Source organism: Paraburkholderia sp. Cy-641 (genome assembly GCF_011752945.1).
In the GTDB taxonomy this organism is placed as follows: domain Bacteria; phylum Pseudomonadota; class Gammaproteobacteria; order Burkholderiales; family Burkholderiaceae; genus Paraburkholderia.
In genome coordinates, this window is sequence record NZ_VWWM01000023.1 from 1 (window position 1) to 14,479 (window position 14,479).

Sequence of the window (14,479 nt, forward strand, 5' to 3'; positions counted from 1 at the left end):
ACGCGCGCAGCGAGCCGCGCGTCGCCGCCGTCGCGACCGCGAGCGCGGCGAGCGTGACGAACGCGAGCAGACGGCTCGGCTGTGGCGTGACGGCGGCCGGCCAGTTCGGCGCGGCGATCCACAGGTAGAACGTGCCGAACACGAGCGAGGTGAACAGCGTGCCGTTCGCGACGAGCGTGCAGACCAGCGCGAGCCACGACGGCGCGCCGGCTACTTCGGTATGCGGCGGTACGCTGACGCCGCGGCCCACGGGCAGCGCGCCGTAATCGCGCGCATGGCCGGCGCTTTGGCCCGCGTAGACGAAGAGGCCGAACGTCACGAACGCGAAGGCGAGCGACAGCCAGTAGAACTTGAACAGCATCGCCAGCACCGCCGCGCAGGTGACGGTCGCGGTAATGAGCGGCAGATAGGTCGGGCGCGGCAGCACGATCAGCTGCTCCGGCTCGCCCGAGGTCATATGCACGCCGAGCGCTTCCTGCCAGCCGTTGCGCGTGAAGCCGAGATAGCCTTCGCCGCGCGCGAGCGAGGCCGCGAGCCGGCCGGGGCCGACCTGTTCGGTTTGCGCGTCGACGTGCGGAATCGATGCGAATGCATAGGGCGCGGGCGGAATCGGCATGGCCCATTCGAGCGTGGTCGATTCCCACGGATTACGCCGCACCCGCCGGCCGAAACGCAGCTGCACGAGGATGTCGATCGCGACGAGGGCGAAGCCGATCGTCATGACGAAGCTACCCAGCGACGACAGCAGATTGAGCCCGTTCCAGCCTTCGTCGCCGCTATAGGTGAAGATGCGCCGCGGCATGCCGAGCAGGCCGGTCAGGTGCATCATGAAGAACGTCATGTTGAAGCCGATGAACACGAGCCAGAACGCCGGTATCGAGAGCTTGTGCACGGCGGTGCGGCCGGTCAGCAGCGGCAGCCAGTAGTAGAACGCGGCCAGCATCGGAAACGCGAGTGCGCCGGCCACCACGTAATGCATGTGCGCGACGACGAAGTAGGTGTCGTGCGCCTGCCAGTCGAACGGCACCATCGCGAGCATGACGCCGGTCAGGCCGCCGCAGGTGAACACGAAGAAGAAACCGAAGATGTACAGCATCGGCACGTCCCAGCGTGGCCGGCCGTGCGACAGCGTGGCGAGCCACGCGAAGAACTGGATCGCGGTGGGCACCGCGACGATTGCCGAGCCGGCCGAGAAGAACGCGAGCGCGAGATGCGGAATGCCCACCGTGAACATATGGTGGACCCAGATGCCGAAGCTCAGGAACGCGAGCGCGATGATCGCGACGACGATCGCCTTGTAGCCGACGAGCTTTCTTCTCGCGAAGACCGGGATCATGGTCGAGAGCACGCCTGCCATCGGCAGGAAGATGATGTAGACGTCGGGGTGGCCGAACAGCCAGAACAGATGCTGCCAGAGCAGCGGGTCGCCGCCGCGCGTCGGATCGAAGAACGGCAGGTTGAAGGCGCGTTCCACTTCGAGCAGGATCGAGCCGAGAATCAGCGGCGGAAATGCGACGATCATCATCATCGCGGTCACGAGGATGTACCACGCGAAGATCGGCATGCGGTCGAGCGACATGCCCGGCGCGCGCATCTTCAGGATCGAGACGACGATCTCCATCGCGAGCGAGAGCGCCGAGATCTCGACGAAGGTGATGCCGAGCAGCCATACGTCGGCGTTCAGCCCCGGTGTGTAGACATGCGAACTCAGCGGCGTGTACATGAACCAGCCGCCGTCCGGCGCGCTGCGCAGAATGAGCGAGACCGTCAGGATCGTGCCGCCGAACAGATAGCACCAGTAGCCGTACGCGGTGAGACGCGGAAACGCGAAGTCGCGCGTGCCGAGAATTTTCGGCGTGAGATAGACCGCGAAACTTTCCACCATCGGAATCGCGAACAGGAACAGCATCATCGACCCATGCATCGTGAAGACCTGGTTGTAGGTCTCGACGTCCATGAAGGCCGCGTGCGGCGTGGCGAGCTGTACGCGCGTGAGCATGCCGAGAATGCCCGCGATCGCGAAGAACACGAACGAGGTCATCATCATGCGCATGCCGAGCACGCTATGGTTGACCGCGGCGAGTCTCTGCACGCCAGGCCCGGTGGCCCAGATCGCGGCAAGCTGACGGTGCAGCCGCAACGCGCTCATGCCCTGCGATTGCGGTTCGATGGGCACGCTCATTTCCTTATCTCCCCGGTGGCGGCGCTTCTGACGGCGGCGGAAAAGTCTTCGGAACGATCGACGATCACGCTGAAATGCATGCCCGCGTGGCCGATGCCGCAAAACTCGTTGCATTGTCCGGAGTACTCGCCCGGCTGATCGGCTTCGATGCGCAGGCGGTTTTCATGACCGGGCAGCGCGTCGATCTTGCCGGCGAAGCGCGGAATCCAGAACGCGTGCACGACGTCCCGGCTCGTGACGACGATATCGACCGGCGTGCCCGCCGGCAGATGCAGCACGTTCTCGGTTTCGACGTTGCCTTCGTCCGGATAGCGGAAGGTCCAGCGCCATTGCTGCGCGATCGCTTCGATGCGCATGGGCGCATGCGCGCGCAACGGCAGCAGCAGTTCGCCCGCATAGAGCGCATAGCCGATCAGCGGCAGCAGAACCACGGCGGGCAGCACGAGGCCGCCGAGCACGATCCAGCGCGCGGGCGACACGCGCGAGCCCCAGCCCGGATGACGGATCACGAGGTAGAACAGCACGAGCACCAGCGCGAACAGCAGCGCCGAGCCTGCCAGCATGACCCACCATAGTCCGGCGATGGACGCCGCCGCGGGACCGGAGGGTTCGAGCGTCGACAGCGGACCGGCGCAGCCGCATAACGCCGCGATCAATCCCGCTTGGACCATCAACCGCAAACGGCTATGATAGTTCGCACGATTAAGCATTCGACGCGAGGAACTTTCATCATGGCAAAACAAGGCAATTCCGGATCCGAAAGCAGAAGCGAAGTCCTGCTGGAACTGTTGCGGCTCGATGCGGGCTCGGCCGTTGCACTCGTCGGTCATCCTATCCACGTGATGATGGTGCATTTCCCGATCGCGTTCGTCGTCGCGACGCTGGGCGTCGACGTGCTCTACTGGTGGACGGGCGATCCGTTCTGGGTGCGTGCCGGTTTGTGGGCGGCTGGCTTCGCATTCTGGAGCGGCGTGGCCGCGAGCTTCGTCGGCACGGCCGAGTTGTTGCTCGTGCGCGGCATCCGTCTCAGGGAAGCGAGCTGGTCGCACGCGGTCGCCGCGATGACGCTCGTCGCAATCGCGGGCGCGAACTGGGGCGTGCGGCTGTTCTACCCCGAGCAGATCCTGCCGCATGGTCTCGCGCTGTCGGTGCTCGCCTCGGTGATGACGGGCTTCGCCGGCTGGCATGGGGGCAAGCTCGTGTTCGATCATGGCGTGGGTATTCTGGTTTCGCCGAAGGAGTGATGCAGCCAGCGGCCAAGTCCGCCGGGCTCGAACAGATGCGGGGCAAGCAGGTTCGAGTCGATGTGCGGCTTGGCCAGCACGATCCAGATGATCGCGACGATCACGACCACGTACGCGACGCTCAGCACGATCAACGATGCGCGGCTGAAACGGCCGTCGGGCAGAAACACGTCATGCAGCACGAGGCCGGCCACGACGTGCAGCATCGCCATGATGCCGACCAGCACCATCTTCAGCGAGAACCATTCGACGAAGGTGGCCTGCAGAAAAATTAACACCGTGCCGCTCGCAATCGCGACGAAGGCGGCAGGAGAAGTCAGTTCCACATAGACCATGCGCGTGATGCGGTGCAGGCGATCGAGCTCGGTGCCTTCCGTTTGCGCGCCGCGTTGCCAGAACAGGAACGGCAACACGATCAGGCCGCCCGACCATAGCGCAATCGCGGCGAGATGCATGAATTTCAGAAGGGTCGTCACAGTGCGGGCTCTCTGACGTGCAGGCTGGACCAGGCAAGCCGAAGTCCCGCGATGAAGTAGGGGATCATTCCGAGTACCCACATCAGCAGTCCTGCGAGTTGCTGGTCGGCGAGCGGCGTGAGCCCCCATGCGGCCGTGGTCGCGAAGTGCGCGACATAGAGCGGCACCGGCGCGAACACGATCAATGCGCCGAGCAGGCCCATATGTCCTATCGTCGCGACGAGCGCCATCAGTGCCGCGCCGGTCGGCACCGATGGCGAGAAGATGCTGCGCCACATGAACCATGCGCTGCCGAGCAGCGTGAGTTGCATGAGCCAGTAGGCCGGCACCGTGGAGAGCCCCCACGCATAGGGGCCGGGTGCATGCCAGAGCCAGATGAACACCGCATGCGCGGCGACTACCGGCACGAGCGGTGGACAGGCGAGGCGCGGCCATGGAAACGCGAGGGCGAGCAGCGGCGCAATAGCCGCGATCAGAATGATGTGGTGAGTGACGCGCGCCGAGAACAAGGCCGACGACAGCGCGCATAGCGGCGAGACGAATACGACGACCATCAGCGCAATGGCCGCCCAGGCCGCGCGTGCATTGTCGGAGCGGCCGCTCGCCACCACGAAGGCGAGCGCGGCGAGTGCCACGAGCAACAGCGGGTCTGTATTCCAGCGTAGCCACACGCTGCCGGGGACAGCGGCGGGGCCACAATAGGCGACCAGAAAATATGGCATGGCGCAATATCTTCAGCTAGTCCAGGTTTCGCACCTCACGTTGAACGCGCGGAATAAGAAACTGGAGAATGGTTGGGATGGCTGATGATCTTATTGATTGCCCATGTACTGTAGCGTAAATAATCTGTTTAGGGTCGGCTATCTGGACGTCATTGCTTTTTGCATTGCATAAAAGATTGTGAATTTTTCATGCGGAATGTGAATTATGAAAAAATCGATTCTATGCAATGACATCGATATACGTGCGATGGTGCGACGCAATACGGCCATGCTGATAGACGGAGTGGGTCGAGTGCTCGTGGGCGCGCGATCTATTCGCGTGCTTCCGGATCAATTGAATTGATTTGAATGGTGGCGTTGAAATTGCACCACCATTGGCATTGGAGCTGTATTGATGAGAATAGGATAGGGGGCGTGGTGAATGGGCGTCTTTACGATAATGTTGCTATTCGTTCTTTACAGCTGTGGGCGTTCCAGTTGTATCCATTGCCGCACGGAGTCTCGTTGCCATTGATCGTTTGCATAGTCCTTCAATCTTTGCGGCACCGGGTCACCGTTCAATACGAGGCGATTCAACATAAGCGCGAGATCCGTATCGGCAATGCACCACTCGCCGAAGAGATTGGACGAATCGTGCGGAAGCAGCGCTTCGACTGCTGCGAATAATTTTTGTGCCGCATCTTCGGCGGTCGCGGAAAGCGGGCCGCCACGCACGCCATAAAAGATGACTTCGGTCGAGCGTTCCTGGCGGATCGGCAATAGATCGCTGCGCAGCCATGCCTGCACCTGGCGCGCCCGCGCGCGCAGATAGCGGTCTTGCGGATAGACCGGCGTTTGGGGAAAAGTCTCGTCGAGGTATTCGGTAATCGCCGACGATTCGGATAACGCGAAATCGTCGTGGACCAACGTTGGTACGCGTTGTGTCAGCGAGCGGGCGGCATACTCTGCCTGACGATTCGCGTTGCTTGCGAGATCGACGGTGGAAAGATCGAATGGCAATTGCTTCTCGCGAAGCGTGACGAAAACGGACATCGCATACGGGCTGGCGAATTGGACATCCGTGTAGAGGCGCAGATGCGGTTGCAAAGTACTCTCCATCGTTGTGGTGTTGTCTTGCGTATCGAGCCTGAGGGGCGTTTCCCTCGGAGAAGTCCAAGCTTCAATACTAAACCGTTCTTACATCGGGCATCGCGCCTCGGGACATCCAGTTGGCTTCGGGTCTGTTTTTGAAAAATCTCCGCATAGGGGCTTCAAAAAAATAATTTTGTTGCTACAATGGCGCCCCTCTGCCCAGGTGGCAAAGGGGTAGACGCACTCAAAGCGCTGTCCAGGCCTTGGCTGACGGGGCTGTCAGCGGTAAAGGGTCCAGTGCGTCCTGAGTTGTATGCAGTGCCGACGTGGTGAAATTGGTAGACACGCTATCTTGAGGGGGTAGTGGCGAAAGCTGTGCGAGTTCGAGTCTCGCCGTCGGCACCAAAGTCATGCTCCGTAGCCAGCCGCGCTGCGGGCTACTAGCAGTTCTTCTTCCGCAGCTATCTGCTGCACGTTCCCCGTTCAAAGACCCGTTGAATCAGACGACGACGCCCGAGGGTAGTCTTGCGACGTGGTCATAAATTTCTCCCGGCCGCGTGAACCATACTTTGTCGCGATTCGCATGATTGACGATGTATTTCAAAGCTCGTTTGATTGCGCGTAATCGATACGGCTGGCCGACAATCATGGTGTGCAAGGCGACGCCACATACCAACGGATGCTCTTCCGATTGTTCAAGCATTTCCTCGAACTGATCGACGATCATGCGCTCGAACTCCTCAGCGGAGTGGTGACGGACCAGTACCTGGGGCGAGTCGTTGATTTCAAACGGATACGGTAGCGACAGAATCGGGCCCGAGCGCGTTTGCATCCAGATCGGCTGATCGTCACCGGGCCAGTCCATCAGGAACTTGTAGCCGCTTTCGCGTAACAGATCGGGCGTCTAGTGGCTGACCGACATCCATGGACTCATCCAGCCTCGGACTTCCTGCTTCGCGTGGTGCTGAATCTGCTCGCGCACATGTTGCAGGAGCCTGATTTCGTCCTGCTCCCACATCTGCCCCTGACGCTCCGAATTGGTTCGTCCGTGTCCGATGATCTCGTCACCGCGAGTCCTGATCGCTTCGACAATTTGTGGTGCATAGTCGAAAACCGCGGTGTTCATCAGATGGCATGCCGGCAAACCCAATTCGTCGAGTAACTTGAAAATACGCCATACGCCGATCCGGTTTCCGTAATCGCACCATGTGAAGGCTCGATGGTCGAGGCCAGGCAATGGCGTAGAAAGCGAATGGCTGAGGCCCGTTCCGAATGCGAAGTGCTCGATATTCAGGCCGATATAGAACGCCAGTCGTTTCCCCTCGGGCCATGAATAGTTCTGGCGTTCGACAATGGGCGAGTAGCTGTAACGATTATGGTGTGGCAGTTGCATAAGTGATTGGGTAGCCGTAGTTCATTGATCAATGACGATTCGCCATTCTTCTGCGTTCCAGTCGGCTGATAAGGCGAACCAGCGGGATCAACAGCAGCAGATACAACAGGGCGGCCAAAATAATCGGCGACGGGTTGTAAAGCAAAGCCTGCGCATTTTGGGCGACCTGCAATAGCTCGGGCAGCGCGACTGCGCTCGCGATCGTTGTGAGCTTGATGATTTCGAGTGAATTGCTGACCAGATCCGGCATTACATTGCGCACCGCCTGCGGAATCTGCACATAGAAGAGCGCCTGCATGAAAGAGAGCCCCGTGGAGCGGGCGGCCTCGACTTGTCCCTTGGGGAGCGATTCGAGCCCGGCGCGAAATACCTCACCGTAATAGCAGGAGTTGTTCAATGTGAAGCACAGCACGACCGCGACGATCTTCGGGATATTGAGGTTGAGGAAGGGAAGCCCGAAGTAGATGACCATCAGCAGCACGAGTGGCGGAATGGATCGGAAGATGTCGATATAGACCACCAGTACGGCGCGCAGTAGCGGGTTCCTGGCATTCGTATATAGAACCGCCACTCCGAGCCCGGAGATCAGGCCAAATGGAATCACCAGAATCGACAGGAGCACTGTCATCCAGAGTCCCTGCAGCAATATCGGAGCGACGCTGCGATAGATGTCCAGATTGAAAAAATTGTCCAGAATTCCCTGCATGGGGTTCCTCGTCTATTCAGCGGAAGCGCCGTTCCAGATAGCGGCCGACCAGTACCACGGGCAAGAAGATCGCGAGGCTGCCGATGGCGCACATCATCAACGGAGTCGCATTGCCCGCGCTGCTGGTCGCGGACTGCGCATTGTTGAGTACCTCGGCAAGACCGACCACCGCTCCCAGCGCCGTTCCCTTGACGATGGCGATGACCCGATTGGTCAAAGGCGGTACCGTGAGTTTCAGCGCGTGCGGCCATACGACATACCACATCGTCTGCATCCAGCTCATTCCGGTCGAGCGGCCCGCTTCCATCAATCCCTTGGGGGTTGCGCGCAATCCCGCCCAGAAGATTTCTTCGGCAAAGGCAGCCAGAACGAGCGATAGCGCCAACCAGGTGGCCGCGAACGCGGACATGGATATGCCGATGTACGGGAACGCAAAGAACAGCAGAATGATGCCGACGAGCGGCGGGAGCGAGCGAAGCACATCGGCGAATACGATGATGGCGACATTGACCGTGCGCACGCCGGCAGCCCGCATGAATGCAAGCAGGAACCCGATGGTGAGGCCCGTAGCGACCACCGCAACGCCCACCTTCGCCGTGACCCACATGCCGGACAGTATGAAAAGGTAGTATTTCCCGATCACGTCGGGATTTAAGAACGTAAATATCAGCCCTTGAATATTCATCGGTGTCTCAAAGCCGGAATCGAAACCTGAACGGACATCAATGCCGCGATGTCACGCTCGATATAAAGGCCTGGGTGCGCTCATGCCGCGGCTGCTCGAAGATCTGTTGCGGTGTACCTTGCTCCAGCACGACGCCGCCGTCCATGAACACGACCCGGTCGGCCGCCGCCCTGGCGAAGCCCATCTCATGGCTGACCACGATCATCGTCATGCCCATGGTCTTGAGCTTGCGCATGGCTTCCAGCACGCTGCTGACCAGTTCCGGATCGAGCGCGCTGGTGGGTTCGTCGAACAGCACGATCTTGGGATGCAACGCAATCGAGCGCGCAATCCCGACGCGTTGCTGCTGCCCGCCCGAGAGCTGATCGGGATAGTAGCTGGCGCGCTCCAGCATGTTGACCTGAGACAACGCTTCCAGCGCACGCTGTTCCGCGGCCGCTTTAGGCAGCTTCTGCACCTTGCGCAAGGCGAGCATGATGTTGCTCAGTACCGTCATGTGAGGATAGAGATTGAAATGCTGAAAAACCATTCCGATCTTCTGTCTGACTGCATTCAGGTCGGTGCGAGGATGCGTGATGTCCTGGCCGTCGAAGTGAATGCTGCCCGAACTCACATGCTCCAGCACGTTGCAGCATCGCAGAAGGCTGCTCTTCCCGGAGCCGGACGGCCCAATGATGAACACCAGTTCTCCGGCGCGAATGTCGAGATTGATTCCCTTGAGCACAGGGTTGTCGCCATACGACTTGTGAAGATCGCGGATGCTCAGGATGGGCTGCGAGGCGTTGTTCAGCATGAAATACCTCTACTTGGCGCAGGATAGCTTGACCGGCGTGGCGTCGTAGCCGGGCATATTCGGAATCCCTTCTCCCGGGTACACGTTTTTCGTCGTGTCCGGTGCAAAGCCCAGCCATTTGACCGCGATTTGAGCCACGATGCCTTTTTGTTTGAGGCACTTCAATGCATTCGAGATCTGATTGCGGCGCGCGGCATCGTCCTTGCGAAATGCGAAGGCCCAGGCTTGTCCGGTCTTGATGAGAAGCGTCGATTGAAGCAGGGGATTGTGTTTGGCCGCCCATGCCTGCGCGGGCACGCCCGCCATGTTTGCATCGGCTCTGCCCGAGACCACCGCCTGAATCGCATCGGCATTGGTCGGGAAAACGTTGAATTCAAAACCATATTTCGCATGGTTCTCCTGCGACCATTGCTCGTATGGCGATCCCCGATTGACCGCCAGCCGCATACCCTTCAGTTGTGCCAGCGAGGTGATCGGCGTCGCGCCTTTCTTTTGCAGCACCAGGTAGTCGGAATCCAGATAGGGCTCCGAAAACAGCATCGCGTTGGCACGTTCAGGCGTGGCGGTGACGGCCCCGAGGATGAAGTCGTACTTCTTTGCGTTGAGTGCGGGAATCAGCGCCGAAAACTGCGTGCCTTCAACCTCTATCTTATCGCCCAGTTCTTTTTCCAGCGCGTGCCCCAGATCGATCGAGAATCCTTCGAGCTGACCTTGCAAGTTGCGAAAAACGAGCGGGGCATAGGTGTCGTCAACCCCGGTGTGCAGGGTCTCGGCCTGTGCCGGTGCGATCGACATCGTCAATGCCGCGATGCAGGCCAGCATTCCCGCCCGTTTAACACCCAATCCGTATGCCATTTCTTTGTCTCCTCAAAAGTTGTTCCTGCCCGACAAGGTCGATCGTTAGCACTGCAATGGCAGCCCTTTATAGATCGAACAATTTTCTGAACAATAAACCTCGGCCATCGCGCCCCAGGCCATCAGGCACGGGGCGCTCGGGTTGCACCAGCCATTCCGACGGTCCGCACGCCAGAAACGTGCCGTCTCCCGGTTTCGCCAATAGCTGTCCGCCATTGACGACGACCTTTCCCCGGCAGATCGTTGTTTCCGGCCATCCCTGCACCTGCATGCCTTCGTATGGCGTGTAGCCCACGCGATCGTGCAGCATCTCGCTAGTGATGGTCACGTGGCGATCCGTGTCCCAGATCACGAGGTCGGCATCGCTACCGACCCGGATGACGCCTTTCCTTGGATAAAGCCCGTAGGCTTTGGCCGGATTGGCCGCGGTCAATGCAACGTAGCGCTCCAGTGAAATGCGGCCTTTGCCGACACCCTCGGAAAAGAGCAGAGGCAGACGTGTTTCCAGACCCGGAACGCCGTTGGCGATTTCGGAGAAGCGAGTCTCGGCGCCATTCGGGAGCTTCCCGCTGCTGTCGAAGCGATAGGGCGCATGATCGGACGAAAATACGCTGAGCGTCCCGCTGGCGAGACCCGCCCATACCGCTTCCCGCGATACGCCATCTCTCGGCGGCGGCGCGCAGCAGAACTTGGCGCCTTCCAGTCCGGGCAAATCCAGGTCTTCGCGGGACAGAACCAGGTATTGCGGGCAGGTTTCGGCATATACCGGCGCGCCCATTGTCTGCGCCGCATGAATGACCTGGACGGCCTCGATACCGCCGACATGCACGATGAGCAATGGCGCGCCAGCCAGCCGCGCCAATGACACGGCGCGATAAGTGGCTTCGGTTTCCGCGAGGGGATCGTGTGCCACCTCGTGATATTTAGGTGCGGTCAGGCCTCGTTCGAGCAGCCGGGCCGTCAGCCAGCGCACCATGTCGTTGCTTTCCGCGTGCACCATGACCAGGGCGCCGTGCTGGTTGGCCGAGGCGAAAACATCGAGTATCTGGGTGTCGTTCAGCCTGACCGCGTCATACGTCATGTACACCTTGAACGACGTTATGCCGCGGGATACGGCGATCGGTACTTCCCGGGTCAGAACGTCATCGGATGCGTCGGTCAGGATTGCATGGAACGCATAGTCGATCACCGCCTTGGGTGTGGCGCGAGCCGCGTAATCGTCGATGGCGGCAAGCAATGATTCGCCACGCCGCTGCATGGCAAAAGGAATCACGGTTGTCGTGCCGCCGAACGCGGCGGAAACCGTTCCGCTGTAGAAGTCGTCCGCTCCCATGATGCCCATGCCGGACATCTGCTCGATGTGACAGTGACTGTCTATGCCGCCGGGCAGAATCAGCTTTCCGCCGACATCGAAATCCTGCCGACCGGGACATAGGTCCGGGGCCAGCGCGACAATCTGTTCGCCACGAATTCCAATGTCGAGGCGATGCGTTCCATCGCCGGTGTGCACGAGACCGCCGCGCAGCGTAAGGTCGAATTCAATCGTCATCAATGAATCCCTGGTCGTTGTCAGGCTGTTGAAATTCGCTGTGAGATATGACTTAAAGAACCTATTCAACAGTCCTGCTGGAAAATGCCGGATCGATATACCGGCTGAGCAATTCGGCCGCAGCCAGCAGCAGGCGATCCTGACCAAATCGCCCCACCAGTTGCAACCCGAACGGCATGCCGTTCGCGGACCGGCCAAATGGAATGACGATGGTCGGCAGATGCAAGAGGGTCCATAAAGCGCCCAGTCGTGGCGAGCCGGAATAGTCGAGGCCTTCTTCCGCGGAGCCTTCCGTCGCCGGGTAGATCAGCACGTCGTTGTCCTGGAACAGTTCATCGACCGAGTATCTGGCGCGCTCGACGGCGCTGCGCAGCTGCAGATAAAGGTCCTGGTCGATCTGTTCCGCGACCGCGAGGCGGTTGCGCAGAATGTCGCTCATCAGTTCGGCGTGGTTCTGGCGTTCATGCGCGAGTGAATGAGCCGCTTCATAGACGAAGATTTTTTCCTGTCCGGCAATCAGACTCTCCAGATCGGCGTCGAGGTTCAATTCGCGAACCGGCTGATTTGCCCGCATCAGAGCCTGCTGAAGTCGCGTCAGCGTATCGAAGAACGATTGCTCGACGCCGTTCCACTGTGATGATCTGCAAATGGCAAAGCGCGGTGTGCCGCATCGAACGATTTCCGAGTCGAAGTCGGGATCATTGAACGTGAGCAGATAGGCATCGCGAATCGTGCGGGTCAACAATCCAATCGTGTCCAGAGATTGACTCGTGGGTTTCAGGCCCGCACGGTTGAACAGGTCGAACGTGGGCTTGAACCCCACCACTCCACAATACGATGCCGGTCGGGCAATCGATCCGGTCGTTTGCGTACCCAGTGCGAAAGGCACCATGAAATCGGCGACTGCCGCAGCCGATCCGCTGGACGATCCCCCGGGAGTATGGGTGAGACGAAGCGGATTGCGCGTCATGGCGGGCTTGCGCGTCGCGAATTCGCTGGTGGCCGCTTTGCCGACGAGAATCCCGCCCATGCCCCGGAATTGCGACACGCATGCCGAATCGGCTTGCGGGCGATGTCCGGCATAGATTGGGGAACCGTATTCAGTCGGAAAGTCGGCGGTTTCGATGATGTCCTTTACAACGAACGGTATCCCATGCAGGTGAGGGCGATACACCTGCCTGTCCATCTTGCGTGCATCGTGAAGCGCCTTGTCCGGGTCGACGATGACAAGAGCCTGCACGACCGGGTTGCGATCCTGAATGCGCTCCAGGCACGACCGTACGAGTTGCTCGGAAGTGAGCGAGCCGGCCGCCAATTGCTGCGCGGCGGCGGAAACAGTGAGCAGATGAGCTTCGTGGATCAATTTTCTTGCCGGAAGTCAACTTGAGTGGCGGATTATAGGTAGGCCATAAATCTACGTCTAATTCTTAATTGACAGTCGATTGATTCGTATTAAGCTATCAATCGAGTCTCGCCGGATCAGCCGACTCGGGGGCGAAGAGGCCACCCCGCGGGCCACACCGCGCGTAAGTTCGTCTTCCTTCTACTCATCACCCATGTACGATCTGATTCATCTGAAGACATTTGTCGTGCTGGCGGAAGAGCTGCATTTCCGCCGGGCCGCCGAGCGCCTGCATATCACTCAGCCCCCGCTCAGCCAGCGGTTGAAGCAGCTCGAAGACTTTCTTGATGTACGCCTGCTGGAGCGCACGACGCGATCGGTCGAACTCACCAATGCGGGCAAGGTTTTTCTGGAAGGCGCACGCGAGGTGCTGAGGCGGCTCGAAACGCTCGACTTGCAGACGAAGCTCGCGTCGACAGGCAATGCGGGAAAACTGCGCATCGGCTTCGTTCCGAGCGCCGCCTATATCTTCCTGCCGATGGTGTTGCAAAAGTACAAGGCACTTCATCCGATGGTGGATATCCAGCTGGACGAAATGCCGTATCTGCGCATCCTCGATCAATTGAAGAATCAGAATATCGATGTCGCGTTGCTGCGAACCTCGACGCAGGAGAAAGCGGTGAGCAATATCGTCGCAATGAGGGAGCCGCTCATTGTCGCCATCCCGCGCAGCCATCGATTGGCGAAGAGCAAGGTGGTCCGCGTTACGGACCTGCATCAGGAGCCATTCATCGCGTTTTCCGGGCGCGACTCGCCTTATTTCTCCGAGAAGATTGGCAACATCCTGTTGCAGCACCGGGTGCAACCGAGGATCGTTCAATATTCGCTATTGCCGACCATTCTCTCTTTTGTGGAAGCGGGAATCGGACTCGCGATCGTGCCGGAATCGGTCAGTCGAATCGCGAATCCGAATGCCGTCTACAAGAAACTGCTTGGCTTGCAGGATCGCGATGCGGTGGATCTGACCGCGGCGTGGCGCAGAGATCATAAATCGATTCTGCTGGCTAACTTCATTGAGATTATTCGCGAGGTGAGTCTCGTCAGTCGTCGGCGAAAACCGGGGGGAAAGGAAGTGTTCTGAGTGAACGGAGTATGGGATTCCTGTTTTACGTCGTCGGTCTGACTACCACCGTCCCTACCGAACCTCGATATCGCCGCGTGCCCTATCCCGCGGGTTATCTGTCGTGCGACGCCTGCGCGGATCATAGTCGAACTCGAGGCGCGCAGGCGTTGACTGCAATCTTGAAACAAAAATCATCCACGGCCCATTCCATACGTCGCGATTGATCGGTAGTTTGACTGGTTCAATTAATTTTACGCGAATGAACAAAGTTTTCGTCGTTCTGAAATACGAAACCTATAACGGCATGCCTATACATTCTTACCGCCTACATCGAATGA

At 59.5% G+C, this 14,479-nt stretch carries 16 protein-coding genes and 1 tRNA gene; 4 read left to right on the plus strand and 13 right to left on the minus strand.

Annotated features, from left to right (window positions below; genetic code table 11):
• A partial coding sequence (gene ctaD / locus F3J20_RS14710) for a cytochrome c oxidase subunit I (RefSeq protein ID WP_167283724.1) occupies positions 1 to 2,182 on the minus strand: 2,182 nt, incomplete at its 3' end.
• On the minus strand, positions 2,179 to 2,745 hold the full coding sequence (gene coxB, locus F3J20_RS14715) for a cytochrome c oxidase subunit II (protein ID WP_240162803.1): 567 nt from the start codon (positions 2,743 to 2,745) through the stop codon (positions 2,179 to 2,181). The genes ctaD and coxB, both read right to left, overlap by 4 nt.
• On the opposite strand from coxB, the gene F3J20_RS32395 reads away from it, so the two are divergent.
• Entirely contained in the window at positions 2,744 to 2,872 is a 129-nt protein-coding gene (locus F3J20_RS32395) for a hypothetical protein (protein WP_275691460.1), read from the plus strand. The genes coxB and F3J20_RS32395 overlap by 2 nt on opposite strands.
• A gap of 41 nt (positions 2,873 to 2,913) precedes the next feature.
• On the plus strand, positions 2,914 to 3,426 hold the full coding sequence (locus tag F3J20_RS14720; protein ID WP_167042756.1) for a DUF2231 domain-containing protein: 513 nt from the start codon (positions 2,914 to 2,916) through the stop codon (positions 3,424 to 3,426).
• On the opposite strand, the gene F3J20_RS14725 is transcribed toward F3J20_RS14720, so the two are convergent.
• The 3 genes from F3J20_RS14725 to yfcF all read right to left on the minus strand — a co-directional run bounded on the left by F3J20_RS14725 (position 3,390) and on the right by yfcF (position 5,710).
• On the minus strand, positions 3,390 to 3,902 hold the full coding sequence (locus tag F3J20_RS14725) for a CopD family protein (RefSeq protein WP_167283725.1): 513 nt from the start codon (positions 3,900 to 3,902) through the stop codon (positions 3,390 to 3,392). The two genes, F3J20_RS14720 and F3J20_RS14725, sit on opposite strands and share 37 nt — an antisense overlap.
• Positions 3,899 to 4,624 (minus strand): cytochrome c oxidase assembly protein, encoded by a 726-nt coding sequence (locus tag F3J20_RS14730; RefSeq protein ID WP_205299297.1) that lies wholly within the window; start codon positions 4,622 to 4,624, stop codon positions 3,899 to 3,901. Before F3J20_RS14730 ends, F3J20_RS14725 begins: the two co-directional genes overlap by 4 nt.
• Positions 4,625 to 5,080: 456 nt before the next feature.
• The gene (gene yfcF / locus F3J20_RS14735; RefSeq protein WP_275691461.1) at positions 5,081 to 5,710 is read right to left on the minus strand and encodes a glutathione transferase; all 630 of its coding nucleotides are present in this window, start codon (positions 5,708 to 5,710) and stop codon (positions 5,081 to 5,083) included.
• Between the two features lie 305 nt (positions 5,711 to 6,015).
• Here yfcF and F3J20_RS14740 point away from each other — a divergent pair.
• A tRNA-Leu gene (locus F3J20_RS14740) sits at positions 6,016 to 6,100 on the plus strand.
• A 94-nt stretch (positions 6,101 to 6,194) separates the two neighbouring features.
• Here F3J20_RS14740 and F3J20_RS31855 read toward each other — a convergent pair.
• From F3J20_RS31855 to F3J20_RS14775, 8 genes are all read right to left on the minus strand, one after another.
• Positions 6,195 to 6,560 (minus strand): hypothetical protein, encoded by a 366-nt coding sequence (locus F3J20_RS31855; protein WP_205299298.1) that lies wholly within the window; start codon positions 6,558 to 6,560, stop codon positions 6,195 to 6,197.
• Positions 6,561 to 6,599: 39 nt separating this feature from the next.
• Entirely contained in the window at positions 6,600 to 7,088 is a 489-nt protein-coding gene (locus tag F3J20_RS31860) for a polysaccharide deacetylase family protein (RefSeq protein WP_205299299.1), read from the minus strand.
• 28 nt (positions 7,089 to 7,116) lie between these two features.
• Entirely contained in the window at positions 7,117 to 7,794 is a 678-nt protein-coding gene (locus F3J20_RS14750; protein ID WP_167042750.1) for an amino acid ABC transporter permease, read from the minus strand.
• A 16-nt stretch (positions 7,795 to 7,810) separates the two neighbouring features.
• Positions 7,811 to 8,479, minus strand: a complete 669-nt coding sequence (locus F3J20_RS14755; RefSeq protein WP_205299300.1) for an amino acid ABC transporter permease — start codon at positions 8,477 to 8,479, stop codon at positions 7,811 to 7,813.
• Between the two features lie 37 nt (positions 8,480 to 8,516).
• On the minus strand, positions 8,517 to 9,272 hold the full coding sequence (locus F3J20_RS14760) for an amino acid ABC transporter ATP-binding protein (protein ID WP_167283727.1): 756 nt from the start codon (positions 9,270 to 9,272) through the stop codon (positions 8,517 to 8,519).
• A 9-nt stretch (positions 9,273 to 9,281) separates the two neighbouring features.
• Positions 9,282 to 10,127: a transporter substrate-binding domain-containing protein gene (locus F3J20_RS14765; protein WP_167283728.1), complete on the minus strand. Its 846-nt coding sequence runs from the start codon at positions 10,125 to 10,127 to the stop codon at positions 9,282 to 9,284.
• 67 nt (positions 10,128 to 10,194) lie between these two features.
• Positions 10,195 to 11,676, minus strand: a complete 1,482-nt coding sequence (gene hydA, locus F3J20_RS14770; RefSeq protein WP_205192898.1) for a dihydropyrimidinase — start codon at positions 11,674 to 11,676, stop codon at positions 10,195 to 10,197.
• A 61-nt stretch (positions 11,677 to 11,737) separates the two neighbouring features.
• Positions 11,738 to 13,039: an amidase gene (locus F3J20_RS14775; protein ID WP_167283729.1), complete on the minus strand. Its 1,302-nt coding sequence runs from the start codon at positions 13,037 to 13,039 to the stop codon at positions 11,738 to 11,740.
• A gap of 193 nt (positions 13,040 to 13,232) precedes the next feature.
• On the opposite strand from F3J20_RS14775, the gene F3J20_RS14780 reads away from it, so the two are divergent.
• Entirely contained in the window at positions 13,233 to 14,159 is a 927-nt protein-coding gene (locus tag F3J20_RS14780) for a LysR substrate-binding domain-containing protein (protein ID WP_167283730.1), read from the plus strand.
• Positions 14,160 to 14,479: the final 320 nt, after the last annotated feature.